This is a genomic window from Bacillus cereus group sp. N12, assembly GCF_016483575.1.
GTDB lineage: Bacteria > Bacillota > Bacilli > Bacillales > Bacillaceae_G > Bacillus_A > Bacillus_A toyonensis.
In genome coordinates this window covers 1-12,759 of sequence record NZ_JAEHBO010000110.1, presented here as the reverse complement: position 1 = coordinate 12,759, position 12,759 = coordinate 1, and the positions used below count along the sequence as shown (strand labels likewise).

Below are 12,759 nucleotides of genomic sequence, written 5' to 3'. Positions count from 1 at the left end.
ATCAGGAAATAGCTCAAGTACAACAGTAACCGTTAACGTAGTAGAAAAAGAAGAGGAAAAAGATACAGAAGCACCGGTAATTTCAGCAAAACAAAGTGTAGCTGTACATGTAGGAGATAGCTTAAATGCAGGAGATTTAGTAGAAGTAAAAGATAATAAAGATCCAAACCCAGTAGTAACAGTAGGAGCGTATGATACAAGTAAGCCAGGTACAATATCAGTTCAAATAACGGCAACTGATATTGGGGGGAACAGCTCAACTGCAACGGTAACCGTTAACGTAGTAGAAAAAGAAGAAGAGAGGGATACGGAAGCACCAGTAATAGCAGCGAAACAAGGTGTAACCGTTCATGTGGGAGATAAATTAATTCCGGGAAGTTTAGTGAGTGTAAAAGATAATAAAGATCCAAATCCAGTAGTAACAGTAGGAGCGTATGATACAAGTAAGCCAGGCGCAATATCAGTTCAAGTAACGGCAACAGATGCATCAGGAAATAGCTCAACTGAAACAGTAAATGTGGTAGTTCTTGAGAAAGAAAAGCCAGAGCAAAAGCCAGAACAGAAAACTGCAGGAACAACTTCTAAAGAGCAGGGTAATGGATTACTTGCATCAAATTCTAATGATGTAGTTAAATAAGGTTTTAGCGGAAATTTATATAAGCGAAGATTTTAGAAGGTTCATCTATAAGTTTTTGTATCAGTCGAACTTAACTAATCAAAACCTTGTTATTATTAAATAAGGTGTTTTCCATAGGAACTCCAGAAACTTTATATGGAAAAAACGAACTGTCTTAGTAACGGTATGGTAACACCAATTAGAAATATTAATATTGGAAAAACAGAAAGTAGACGTTTTTTCAATTGTAGATTAAACTCCATTCTGAGGGTGTATAGTATTCATCATAACATAAAATTAATAGATTAAACATTCAGAATATTGTCGTTTTTACAGGTGTAATTTGTTAAAATTAAGTATACCTTTTTTAAATTTCAATTTTTTATATCAATAACTACTGTAGCCCTTTCGGGGTTTCGATTTTTAAAGATAGTTTAAGTTTTTTACTTTTACTTTCTTTTTAAATACAACTCCGAAAAGGGCTTTTTTGCGTTTTTTTGGAGAATATCACATTGTGAAAGGATGAAGGTTTTATGAAGATTAAGAGATTATTTTTAGTGTTAGGCGTTTTAGCTATGATGTTTGTTTTTTATAACACCTTTATAAAGGATGAACCTTAAACAGATGCTTTAACTCCTGTCAAAGTAGGGGATTTGAAACAAAAAGTTCAATACGATTATTTGTTTGAAGATGAATTATCAAAAAATGTGATTAACGATTTAGGAGGGCAATTCAAATTAATATTTGATGATATTGATAAGAACGGCTACTTAACCATTTATCAAAATAAAAAAGAACTAGAAATGTTTTTAGGAAATCATGTAACTACTACAGAATTAGCTAATGAATTTACATCGAACTATTTTAGTACAAATAAGAATTACAAAGTTACTTATAAAAGTAAACCAAGTCTATTTAATTATGAAAGACCAAGAACTGTTACAAAAGTAAAAAAAGGATTGTTTTTGGTAAAACAAAACGAATTAATTCTGGAATTTAAATATGTACCAGAAATAGATGGATTTCGTATTTCTGAGATTACATATTTAAAATAGCAAATTACTTGGAGGAATTCACTATGTTACAAATTAGAACTTTGATTGCTGATGCTTTAAGAATTGATGAAGAAGTGAATAGTTTTTTGAAATATTGTAATAATCAAGGGAAAATAGTTAAAGAAATAAAACCAAGTGGGATCATTAATCGTGAATATGATCAAGGCCAACCACTTGTAACCGTTATGGTTGTTTATGAAGGAATAATGCAGTTATGAAAAAGACGAGGATCAATTCCTTGTCTTTTTTATTTTCTAAGAAGGGTGGATATATCGACTATGAAAATAATAAAAAAAGTGATCGCCTTTAATTACAAATATAAAGACGTAGAGGAAAAACAGGTAGCACTTGAGATACTGGAATTCTATATTCATCAAAATTGTATTGTGATCTACAGTATAATTGATGGCAGATTCAAAACCATTAATAATAATCAGGCGTTCAAATTATTAGAAAGTGTACAGGTATCAAATAATTTGATTTGTTAACTTGAGAAAGTTAAATAATAAAATAAATTTTCTGAATTGGAAGATAAAATAAACTTTATTGTGATATAATTTAGTTGCATTTTTTCTTTTTCTTTTTTATATCACTAATTACTTATAACCTTTCGGGTTAATGAAATTACACAAAAAGGAACTTTATGTTGCTTTATTTTATTGTGTAAACACTTCATTATCCCGGAAGGTTATTTGTTTTTGCCTGAAAGGGGTGATGCTATGTCATAAGAACTAATTATTAAATAGAAACTGCTGCTGCAATGTCAAAAGTTTTTCGAAAAGGGGTGCATATTATGTTGGTTACAGTAATTGTGTCAGTTGTGGCTGGTATGGCCTCAGGATTGGCTAGTCATTACATCACAAACAAAAAGTTTTTGTTGCCTCGTAAGAGCAAACTTGCATTTCACCCGGGTTTCTTGGGAGAGATGTTTGTGGGCAGTATTGCTTCACTCGTTGGTGTTGCAATGTTTAACCCTGAAACAATGATGGATATTCTTAAGGTGAGTATTCTTGCTGGGATTTCAGGACAAGCTTTCCTGCTGCACAATCGCTTGGCAACGGAACAAGTGAAAACCGACGAGATTCAGTCAATTTCAAAGAAATTGACCGAACTCGAAAAAAAGAATAAGGAATAAAAGAGGAGTAATCTGTTATAAATAGAAATAGAGAGATGAGGAGATTTGGTTATGTAATGGCCAAATAAACAGAGTTGAGTTGAGGTGAGCCCCATGTCTCGAAAGGAAGTTTTTGATTATCTAGATGATCAAGAAAAGGAAGATTTAGCAGAATGGACAGAAGAGCTTAAGAATGCTCAATCTAAGAAAGCAGTTAAACTTTATTCAAGTAAGATAAAGGAACTGCTAGAAAAGATTGAACAGCGAATGATTAGTTCAGGAGAGGAAGCAGCGACGGTTAGCTTCTAATTGAATAGCAATATAGAAAGAAGCTGGTGGAGAATTTATCCACCAGCTTCTTTTTTTATCGGGCAACATTGTTTTAGTATTATCTATTGAAAAAAGTTTTTATTTAAAGGATATATCAAAAGATTAGCTGAATAGCAGTTGATGCTAGCCTAAGATGATTTTTTAACCTCGCTATATTAATAATATATTTATAAATTTTTAATAAAAAATACAACAATATTATGTAAAACATGTATACACCATACAGTCCAAAATGGTGGGAATTTTGTATGTCCATTCTCATATTTTCTTGTATAAGTCCAATAAGAGTATGCAAATACAAAACCCATAATGCAAGCATATAATATGTAAATATAGCTAAAATTGTGGCTCAATCCAAATATAATAGCTGAAATAAAGATAATCGATTTGTTGTATTTTTCCATACCAGGGATCAATTTCAAAATCCAAAATATAAACATTTGGTATAGAGCTGTTTCTAATAAAGGTGCAATGACTATGCCATCCACTATTTGAATCCATATATATTCATCTTCAATGGGTTTTTTTTGTAATCCTCCTGGTAGAAAACTGGTGGGGAGTGGTAACAAGAAAGATGCAAAAGTCATGAACAGAATAAACCATTGTGTTTTTAAATGATAAAAATAATGTTGTGTCTTCTGAATCATTGATATATTCTCCTATACTGCCGTGTCTTATTTACGGTTTATAAATAGGTGTACTTCTAATCTAGTAATAATTTAGGTATATAAAAAGACACTATATATAGTGTCTTTTTATACGTTGACCTATTCTGAAAGAAAATGTAGTGATTGATAATAGTTTGTTGGATACTTCTTGGTTGATATTAGTATACCATTATCATCAGTTATTTTAAATGTAATTATTCATATATATGATTTTTAATTATATTATGGTTAGAGTCATGTTTTTTCTTCTTATATGTAGTGCATAATTTGAGATTGTATAATGTCTTTCCATAAATCCTCCCTCATTGAAGTAAAAGGAACATCTATACTAGAAAGCAAAAAATAAAAAGGAATGTTTTAATAATGGTACTAGATTTTATAGTAAAATAGGTCTCATGGTATGAATGTACAATTTAGATATTTGCCCAATGAACCATATGCTTTTAGAACTGAGAAAGACCTTAAAACAAATAAGTTATATATTTTAAGACAGTAATGTTCCAAGCAGTATAGATGGGAACGTCAAGAACTTAAATGATTTAAGATTCACACTATATAAAAGTTGAAGTATACGACTAAGGAAAGAGGACTTTGCAGTGTACTGCACATTCAAGAATTAATTCTTTCGTAGGGAGTGCTTATATGAAAAGTATGAAAAATGTAATATTGCTAGTAGTATGTTTCATATTTTTAAGTGGTTGTAATTCCAAAAATGAAGCTGAGGTACAAAGTTTTATAAAAGAAAAACACGGAATCGATGTTGATATAACAGAATGGGGCTCAATAAACGAGAATAATTTTGGTAACACTTACCATACTGTGCAAGAAAAAGATAACAAATATCTAAAATTCCGAGTAAAAGTGCAAGGTTTCCTCTATTCATCTATAGTGGGTGACGAATACAAATATGGGAAAAAAACATATGAGGAATATAAGAAATTCCAACCAACTCTAGAAGAAATAAAAAAATTAGGGTACGTGGAAACTGAAGAGGAAAATGCTCTTCAATATTTGTTGGATAATGAAAATCCAGAAGAAGGAAGCCCGACAGATGAATTGCTATTAACTTTGAAAATGAGCAACGAGATTGACTTTAGCCAATTGGATTCCGTAGAATTAGATCGTTTATATGCTCTATTTCAACTCATTCAGAAGAATAATAAAAAGATAACAGAACTAGAGATTAAGGATCAAAATGGTAAATCCTTAGGTGGACCTTTTAAAAATGTACAAAATATAATAACAAAAGAAGAACTGTTATTAACAATGAAAACTACGATGTCAGATACCATAAACAAATATTGGGAAGGTTGGATTAGAACGCACACGAAAGTAGTAGAAAGATTATATGAATTGCAAAACGATCGATTTGCAATTCAAGGTATTACTTATATAAGTTCAGATGATGAGGATAGTCGAAAATATATAGTGACTTTAGTAATTAATACCACCAATAATATATTTGAAAACAATCCCCCTTTAATTGAGGATTTAATCAAAGTAACCACAATCCTTAAAGAAGAACTATATAATAAAAACTTTAACATCTATTTAACCAATAAGATAGGAACAATAAATGAAAATTGGTTATCATCAAAAGAAATCAAAGAAGCAAATAACATCGAAGATCTTGTAAAAGAAAGAGATCCTGCGAATTAAATTTAAAGTCCATTTAATGTTTGTTATTTAATTTGAAAGCATGATATATCGAAGTCTTAATCTATACCCATCAACTTTAGAATTTTATAACACCTCAGGCTGAAAATCCCGTGTGTTTTTGATAGAAAACGGCTTATTTTTCGCTTTGGGGTGTTTGCTTTTCTTAGGTTGATGGTGATGTAGTGTTATCATACGCCAATTTTCATGGTGATCCTTTTAGAGTAATTATCAATTTTTAAACTGATGTATATAGGAGATTACTCCATATACACCAGTTTAAAAACATAAAACACTTTATTTATCAAGTTAATTTAATTTGCATCCGCATAGGAGGGAGTGGGGATTCTAAACACTTGTTTGAATATTAATCACTTCAATCGTATTCCTTCGAATGCATTTATTACCAAGTCATGCACATAGGAATCATCTAACTTTTCACCAGTTACTAGCAACCGATAAAAAATTGGTCCGTAAATGAGATCGATGCTTAAGTCAACATCGAGATTTTCTTTTAATTCGCCTCTTTTAATTCCCTTCTCCAGAAGTTGTTTTGCTTGCAGGCGACGTGGTTGGAAATATCGAGCACGATATTCCTCTGCTAGTTTCGAATCAAATTGCCCTTCGCCAACTAACTCAGTAATAATAGTGCCTTCTCGACTTATTAAAAAACTGGCTAAACTTGTGGCGTGAGTTAAGATATCAGTCAATGCTGAACCTGTATCAGGTACAGGCAATCTGGCAGCAGCAGCAGAAAGAAAACCATCCATTACCACAGCAGCCTTATTTGGCCACCATTTATAAATCGTAGCTTTGCTAACTTTAGCACGGTCTGCAATTTTATCAACTGTGACTGCTTTAAAGCCACTTTCCAGTAATAACTCATAGGATGCAGAAAGGATAGCCTTTTGGGTTTCGATATTACGTGGTCGACCTCTTTTACCTTGCACATTAATCATTCCTTTCAAGAACATAAACTATACGTTTAGTATACTTAATATGAACGGATAATAAAATAGCCTATTTACAAAACTGAACGTTTAGTATATATTTTAGCTAATTAATAAACTGAACGTTTAGTTTATTAATTAGCTAGCAACTTATAATGGTAAGGTCTTTAAACAGGTTTCCAAATCCACAAAGTGAATTACTAAAAAAAATTTAGAAAAGGGGAATAAAAAAGTGGGGAAATTGGATCTTTTGAAAGAAGAACAGAAAGTAGTTCAGGCTCAATTTAGAATAATGGTAGTGCTGTAGTTCTTGCCAAGGCGATTCAGTAATTTTGAAATAAAAGTATGGGAGGAAATAGATATGTCTAATTTTAAAAATAAAGCAATCAATAAGGAGATTTCATCGGGTTTAATCATTCTTCTAGCAACTGCATGTGGTATTATTGTGGCTAATCTTTATTATGCTCAGCCTTTAATTGGGGTAATTAGTCATGTAATTGGGCTTTCAAATAGTAGCGCTGGATTAATTGTAACACTAACTCAGATTGGATATGTTGTTGGCTTACTATTTCTTGTACCTTTAGGGGATATTGTTGAGAATAGAAAATTGATAATTATATTGTTAATTCTAAGTGCAGTTGCTCTAACTGCCACAGTTTTTGTAAAGAGCGCAATCTTGTTGTTAGTAGCTTCATTCTTTATCGGATTGGGGTCGGTTGCAGCGCAAGTGCTCGTACCTTTTGTATCATACCTTTCATCGGAAGATGCACGCGGTCGTGTAGTTGGTAATGTCATGAGTGGCCTGTTATTAGGTATTATGCTTGCGCGTCCGATATCTAGTCTAGTAGCTGATATCTGGGGATGGAATGCAATATTTGCTTTATCTGCTACTGTAATCATTGTTTTGGCGTTTGTATTATCGAAAGTACTCCCTACTAGGAAACCAACGGAAAAAACAAATTATACTCCCTTACTTAGTTCAATGTGGCAACTACTACGAACTACTCCAATTTTACGCCGTCGCGCAATTTATCATGCTTGTGTATTTGGGGCTTTCAGCTTATTCTGGACCACTGTTCCATTATTATTGTCTAGTCCCGCTTTTCATTTTTCTCAGACTGCCATAGCATTATATGCACTTGTCGGAATTACGGGTGCAATAGCCGCTCCAATAGGTGGTCGTCTAGCTGATTTTGGCTGGACCCGATCCGCCACTGGGATAGCTCTCACTATTGTTATTATTTCTTTATTACTACCACTTATTATTCAAGGTAGTTCGCCCATCGGAATAGCTGTTTTAGTAATTGCTGCAATTCTGTTGGACATGGGAGTATCTGCAAACCTTGTGCTTAGTCAACGTTTAATTTTCTCATTGGATCCAGAAATTCGTAGTCGACTAAACGGGCTATTTATGGCTATTTTCTTTTTAGGAGGTGCTGTTGGTTCCTCTCTTGGAGGATGGGCATATGCCTTAGGTGGTTGGAGCCTAACATTATGGATAGGAATCGCTTTTCCGATCATAGCCCTTCTTTATTTTTCTACAGAGAAATAGTTTTATAATTGAATTTTAGCAGTCCGCATTCGTTTTAATGCTTATTCATTGGTATATCCCAGTTTTATAGATTAATGGCGGTTATTTTGAAATTTGTATCATTTCTATTTTTGTTTTCAGTTCTTTTAACTGTTGTCGCATTTTCCATTGTCTTGATGATCTATTACCCATTTTTAACATTCCTTATACAATTATTTAAGAATGAGTATAGCATATAAGGGCAGTCTGTATGAAAATGAACTATTTAAATATAAATTAAACAAAAGCGTTTATTAAAAAAAGACCTCTTACGGAAAGATAAGAGGTCATCAAAAAATGTTGTATTTGAAACACGCGATGTTTCATAAAGATATTTTAACATAAATTTATATATTACGTATAATAAATATAAAAATTTATGAAAAGAATAAAAGTGTATAAATCCGTATTTAAATGAAGAATCCCTAGACTTAGGGGGCTAGGGATTCTCGGTCTGGTATACTTCACACGATATTATAAAAAGAATAGAACGTACTGAAGATAACATATGAATGTTTCGTAAATGTATCAACAAAGTGAACAAAAGCGTAATTTGAATAAAAAATGACAGCTGAAATGTTAAGGCCGTATCAGGTGTCACTAAAATAGATATTGAGTTTTATTATTAGGTTTTTTAATTGGTATTTTTGCTCTTATTTCTAGAGGAAATTGTACTAAAGATTGCTCCAGACATTGCACCGATTAAAGTCATAAAGATCGCACTCCAGGCTGCAAATGACATAATTACACCTCCTAGTAATAAATTGTTGTAACTAAATAAAGTTATTGTTTCTTAGCCCTTTTAACAGAAATGATGATTGCAACAATTATTAAGAAAATAAGAGGAGCCCAAGAAAAGAAAGACATTTAGTACTCTCCCTTCAATATTAGATTTGTACATTCTTATAAAACAATTATCTCATGTTCGTAAATCAAATATACAGAATATGTAATATTGCATATCGAATTGTAGATTGAGAAGAAGTGACAATGATAATTGAATAAAAAATAGCTCTTACTACTAAGTAAGAGCTCCTTAAACAGAGAAAAAGTCGTATGTGATTCTATATGAGAACCACAATAACGTTTAAACCCCTAATGTATAGTTGTTTATATGTGTTGACTGTAGTAGAACTAAAAAAATGCTATTTTACTTGAAGGCTAACAACTATCATCACGAGATTAAGAGTTACTATTTACACAATGATTACATCGAATTAGTTAAGTAATTCTATATACGAACGACAGATAATACTATCATTTTTTTGTGTTTAAGTGAGTTCCCTGAAGTGTTTGCGGTATATGAGGGATTCACTGAAGCGCAGATTAAGAAGATATACAGAGGAAAATTACAATAAAAGAGCAGTTAGCAAAAGCTAACTGCCCGGCTGGTTCTCCAAAAGGGGGAAAGGAGAAAGGTTAGGGACTTCATTAAATGAGTTATGGCCATCGCCTATCTATATTATTGACGAAATATTAAGTTTTATTCTGGGGAACCCAAAAAAAGCACCTTTAAAAAGTGCTCTTTAAGGGAAAAGCGAGATACTGAAAAATAAATTAGGGTTTTTTGCTTCGAGATAATATATGACCATCTCATCATAATGTGATGATGAATCACAAAAGAACAGCTAGCAAAAGCTAACTGCTCATCGCCAAGGGGGAAAGGAGAAAAATCTAATGTCATCTACATTGTTGACGGAATATTGAGTTTTATTCAGGGGATTTACTAATTATGTAGGTTACGTGAGAAGCCCTATTAACATCCAAGCTGCCCCGATTAGAATTAAAGTTTTGAATGTAATCCAAAATGGTAACTTCTCTCAAGATAAAGAGTGGATTACAGTAGGAACTGATAGAACTAGACCAGGACAAGAGGCACTGTATATCGTTTGGAAAGATTTCACTACTAATCTAGGACGAATTCGTTTCTCAAAATATACAACCGGTGTTAATTTAAATCTTTTGATTACCGATATAGATATCATTTCTCCTCCAAATGCTAATACATTTGTAGAAGGAGAATACGTGATAGTAGACAAGCAAGGGGTTATTTATGTATTTTATGCAGTAATACCAAACAACAATCTACTATTAAAGCAGGCCAATAGGACAATTCGAATGAGAAAATCAACTGATGGTGGACAAACTTTTCCAGTGAATACGGACGTAGCAGTTTCTACAACACCTTTCGCTGCTGCAGCGAACAATGTTGTTCCATGTGAACCCGGGTTTAACCGTACAGTTATTTTTGTAGATGCTCAAAGGGATATCAGGAATAATGAATTTCCTCAAGCTTCCATTGGACCTGATGGCACTATTTATGCTGTATGGAATGGTGGTACAGTAATGGGGATATTAATATCTTTTTGGCATTCAGCAGAAATCAAGGGGCAACTTGGTCACAACCAGTGAATATCACGCAGGGTCTACCATTTGCATTTTTCCCTTCAGTAGCTGCCAATGCTAAAGGAGCGCATATTCGATATAATCGTTTTAATGATCCAGCGGGAGTTGGTGGAATTGGCAACGGAACATTCGGGATATTTAAGAAAACTTTCTCTGTTACTGGAGGTTTAAATCCAGAATCAGTAATAAGTAACCCATCTTCTCCAGTAACTATTACTAGACCACCTCAAGATCCTGGTGTTGGTCCTTGTTATATGGCTGACTATAATCAAGTCATTACAGGTCCTCGACAGTCTCTGCTTCATGCCTGGAGTGATAATCGTAATACGTTGAACGGGCTGAATAATCCAAATGTATTCTTTAGAAAAACCGAGTCAAAGCCATAACCTAGCAAATTCCTCTAATAAACCTCTTTCTAGTAATTCCTCAACCTAATCCCAATTATTTAATGAGCCATCACCAGCATTTTGGAAAAAACCACGCTAAGAGTTTTTAAATCATTTTAATCTTATTTTAAATAGTGTTGCATTAAATGTTCTTGGCGTTGTTAAAATTACTTGTTTTTATGTCGAAATGTGCTTAACGTGGTTTTTTCCGTTTTGCGGTCTGTATCCAAAAAAGAAAAGGCGCCCAGATAAGGGTGCCTTTTCTAATAGTTTTTTTAGCAGAAACAAGCAGCTCCAACGATGATTAATAATATAAACAATACAACTAATAAAGCAAATCCTCCAGCAAAGCCACAGCCTCCGCCGCAACTACCACCAAATCCCATAATAGTTCCTCCTTTAAATCGGAGGGTAAAACAAGGGTTCACTCATGTATTTTAACGGATTCAATTTACTGTATGTTTTTACGCATGAATTGAGCAGGTCCTTTTGAAAATAAAGAAAAGACACCCAAAGGTGCCTTCCCCCGACTTGAACCATCTTAATTTTAATAATATGTATTGGACTCGCATCCGAATATTATTTTACCACGTTAAGTAATGTTGGCCATTGTGAAAAAATAAAGGCACTCTTTCGAGTACCTTTTTACTATTCTACTTTTAACTTAATTTCTTCACCTGTCATACCGCCACTAGCTTTTAAGAAAGGTCCTGCAGCATCTTTTGGTATATCAAATACAATTTTACCTGTCTGTGTTAGACCAGGATTCAATTGTTTTAAGAAGAAGTCAGTTTTACCACCATTAGCTAAGTCAAAAGATGTTTGACCTTGTACTGAAGATGTGAATTCACGACCTTTGTTATCTACCAATTTAAAGCTGTTAGTATCAACAGTGATAGAGTCTTTTTGATTATTAGTAAGTATAACTTCTAAAACCTTAAAGACACCTTGTGCTTGTTCTTGTGAGTATTCATTACCCACAGAATCTACTGTTTCCATAGATCCTACAGAGATTTTTACATCAGAAGATACGCCTTCTTTTGATACCGCTTTAGTGTTTGTTGAAGTCTTTTCTGTTAAATCTCCGCCACCAGCGATCATAGCAATTATTCCGATTACAAATAAAGCTATAATGCCTAGGCATCCAAACTTAAATATTTTTCCCACGTATCTCTTATTCATAAAGAAAAGACACCCTAAGGTGCCTTTTCCAATAGTTTTTTAGCAGAAGCAACTGCATCCGATAATGATTAATAAAATAAATAATACAACTAATAAAGCAAATCCTCCAGCGAAACCGCAGCCTTCGCCGCAACTACCACCAAATCCCATAACAATAGTGCCTCCTTTAGATCAGAGGGGAAAACTAGGGGTCATTTCATGTAATTTAATGGGTTCACATTACCTTATGTATTTAAGAATGAATTGAGCAAGTCTTCTTGAAAATAAAAAAAAGACGCTATAAAGCGTCCCCACAATTGGGTAAATAAGAAGTAAGGTTTCTAAGATAACTGAAAAAAATAGAACAGGTGGTTAGAGTTTATCACATTCTTTTGCTGAGTGATCATGCATTATTACATATCATAATAAATTCCTCTATTTTCCATTTGATAAAATGAATTACCAATATTAATAAGATTCAAATAAATATTTCTACAAATTCAAAATATTTACAAAATTTGAAAGAGTGATATATTTAAGGTGCAAGTTATAAAAATATTTGAGGGGGAATTTTTATGTTCAAGAAATTAGTAGTTGGAACATTAGCAACTGGTATTATGCTATCTGGTGCAGGTGGAGCGATGGCTGCAACACCTAATACTGATGGTGCAAAGACAGACAAGATTACTATGGCAGCAGATAAGAAAAATATTAAATTAACAGGGTATCTATCAAGAAATTCTATACCGAGCACAACTGTACTATATGGAATCACGTGGTACTTGAAAGACGCATGGCAAGAAAGGGATGGTACATGGACAGGTTATTTTGAAGGATGGTATTAATT

At 33.1% G+C, this 12,759-nt stretch carries 13 protein-coding genes and 5 pseudogenes; 11 read left to right on the top strand and 7 right to left on the bottom strand.

What is annotated here, in order from left to right:
- Window positions 1-637: pseudogene (locus JDS92_RS27625) on the top strand (DUF5011 domain-containing protein); the annotation flags it as partial.
- A gap of 73 nt (window positions 638-710) precedes the next feature.
- Here the strand turns inward: JDS92_RS27625 and JDS92_RS31140 are convergent.
- Window positions 711-879: pseudogene (locus JDS92_RS31140) on the bottom strand (signal peptidase I); the annotation flags it as partial.
- A gap of 270 nt (window positions 880-1,149) precedes the next feature.
- On the opposite strand from JDS92_RS31140, the pseudogene JDS92_RS27620 reads away from it, so the two are divergent.
- The 4 genes and pseudogenes from JDS92_RS27620 (at window position 1,150) to JDS92_RS27605 (ending at window position 3,094) form a co-directional block, all read left to right on the top strand.
- Window positions 1,150-1,671, top strand: a pseudogene (locus tag JDS92_RS27620) (peptide ABC transporter ATP-binding protein).
- 23 nt (window positions 1,672-1,694) lie between these two features.
- Complete coding sequence (locus tag JDS92_RS27615) at window positions 1,695-1,889, top strand: hypothetical protein (RefSeq protein WP_199632856.1); 195 nt, start codon at window positions 1,695-1,697, stop codon at window positions 1,887-1,889.
- A gap of 575 nt (window positions 1,890-2,464) precedes the next feature.
- Window positions 2,465-2,806, top strand: coding sequence for a DUF4257 domain-containing protein (locus JDS92_RS27610; RefSeq protein ID WP_199632855.1), 342 nt, complete (start codon window positions 2,465-2,467; stop codon window positions 2,804-2,806).
- Window positions 2,807-2,899: 93 nt separating this feature from the next.
- Window positions 2,900-3,094: a hypothetical protein gene (locus JDS92_RS27605; RefSeq protein ID WP_199632854.1), complete on the top strand. Its 195-nt coding sequence runs from the start codon at window positions 2,900-2,902 to the stop codon at window positions 3,092-3,094.
- Between the two features lie 188 nt (window positions 3,095-3,282).
- Here JDS92_RS27605 and JDS92_RS27600 read toward each other — a convergent pair whose 3' ends face one another.
- Window positions 3,283-3,762: a CPBP family glutamic-type intramembrane protease gene (locus JDS92_RS27600; RefSeq protein ID WP_199632853.1), complete on the bottom strand. Its 480-nt coding sequence runs from the start codon at window positions 3,760-3,762 to the stop codon at window positions 3,283-3,285.
- Window positions 3,763-4,425: 663 nt separating this feature from the next.
- Here JDS92_RS27600 and JDS92_RS27595 point away from each other — a divergent pair.
- Window positions 4,426-5,442, top strand: a complete 1,017-nt coding sequence (locus JDS92_RS27595; RefSeq protein WP_199632852.1) for a hypothetical protein — start codon at window positions 4,426-4,428, stop codon at window positions 5,440-5,442.
- Window positions 5,443-5,810: 368 nt separating this feature from the next.
- On the opposite strand, the gene JDS92_RS27590 is transcribed toward JDS92_RS27595, so the two are convergent.
- Window positions 5,811-6,398, bottom strand: coding sequence for a TetR/AcrR family transcriptional regulator (locus JDS92_RS27590; RefSeq protein WP_141528961.1), 588 nt, complete (start codon window positions 6,396-6,398; stop codon window positions 5,811-5,813).
- A 352-nt stretch (window positions 6,399-6,750) separates the two neighbouring features.
- Between JDS92_RS27590 and JDS92_RS27585 the strand changes: the two genes are divergently transcribed.
- Window positions 6,751-7,941, top strand: a complete 1,191-nt coding sequence (locus JDS92_RS27585) for an MFS transporter (protein ID WP_199632851.1) — start codon at window positions 6,751-6,753, stop codon at window positions 7,939-7,941.
- A 652-nt stretch (window positions 7,942-8,593) separates the two neighbouring features.
- Here JDS92_RS27585 and JDS92_RS31465 read toward each other — a convergent pair.
- Window positions 8,594-8,783 (bottom strand): annotated as a pseudogene (locus tag JDS92_RS31465) (hypothetical protein).
- 318 nt (window positions 8,784-9,101) lie between these two features.
- Here JDS92_RS31465 and JDS92_RS31645 point away from each other — a divergent pair.
- The 3 genes and pseudogenes from JDS92_RS31645 (at window position 9,102) to JDS92_RS31130 (ending at window position 10,751) form a co-directional block, all read left to right on the top strand.
- A pseudogene (locus tag JDS92_RS31645) lies at window positions 9,102-9,317 on the top strand (hypothetical protein).
- Window positions 9,318-9,702: 385 nt separating this feature from the next.
- Window positions 9,703-10,371, top strand: a complete 669-nt coding sequence (locus JDS92_RS31135; protein ID WP_242476048.1) for a hypothetical protein — start codon at window positions 9,703-9,705, stop codon at window positions 10,369-10,371.
- Complete coding sequence (locus JDS92_RS31130; RefSeq protein ID WP_242476047.1) at window positions 10,368-10,751, top strand: hypothetical protein; 384 nt, start codon at window positions 10,368-10,370, stop codon at window positions 10,749-10,751. The genes JDS92_RS31135 and JDS92_RS31130 overlap by 4 nt, the downstream gene beginning before the upstream one ends.
- A 275-nt stretch (window positions 10,752-11,026) precedes the next feature.
- On the opposite strand, the gene JDS92_RS27575 is transcribed toward JDS92_RS31130, so the two are convergent.
- The 3 genes from JDS92_RS27575 to JDS92_RS27565 form a co-directional block, all read right to left on the bottom strand.
- Window positions 11,027-11,137, bottom strand: a complete 111-nt coding sequence (locus JDS92_RS27575; RefSeq protein ID WP_000505679.1) for a YjcZ family sporulation protein — start codon at window positions 11,135-11,137, stop codon at window positions 11,027-11,029.
- A 262-nt stretch (window positions 11,138-11,399) separates the two neighbouring features.
- A complete protein-coding gene (locus JDS92_RS27570; protein ID WP_199632858.1) occupies window positions 11,400-11,918 on the bottom strand; it encodes a DUF4352 domain-containing protein in 519 nt (172 codons plus the stop codon).
- A gap of 54 nt (window positions 11,919-11,972) precedes the next feature.
- Entirely contained in the window at window positions 11,973-12,083 is a 111-nt protein-coding gene (locus JDS92_RS27565) for a YjcZ family sporulation protein (RefSeq protein WP_080451888.1), read from the bottom strand.
- 404 nt (window positions 12,084-12,487) lie between these two features.
- On the opposite strand from JDS92_RS27565, the gene JDS92_RS27560 reads away from it, so the two are divergent.
- Window positions 12,488-12,757, top strand: coding sequence for a lysine 2,3-aminomutase (locus tag JDS92_RS27560; protein WP_199632850.1), 270 nt, complete (start codon window positions 12,488-12,490; stop codon window positions 12,755-12,757).
- Window positions 12,758-12,759 lie beyond the last annotated feature (2 nt).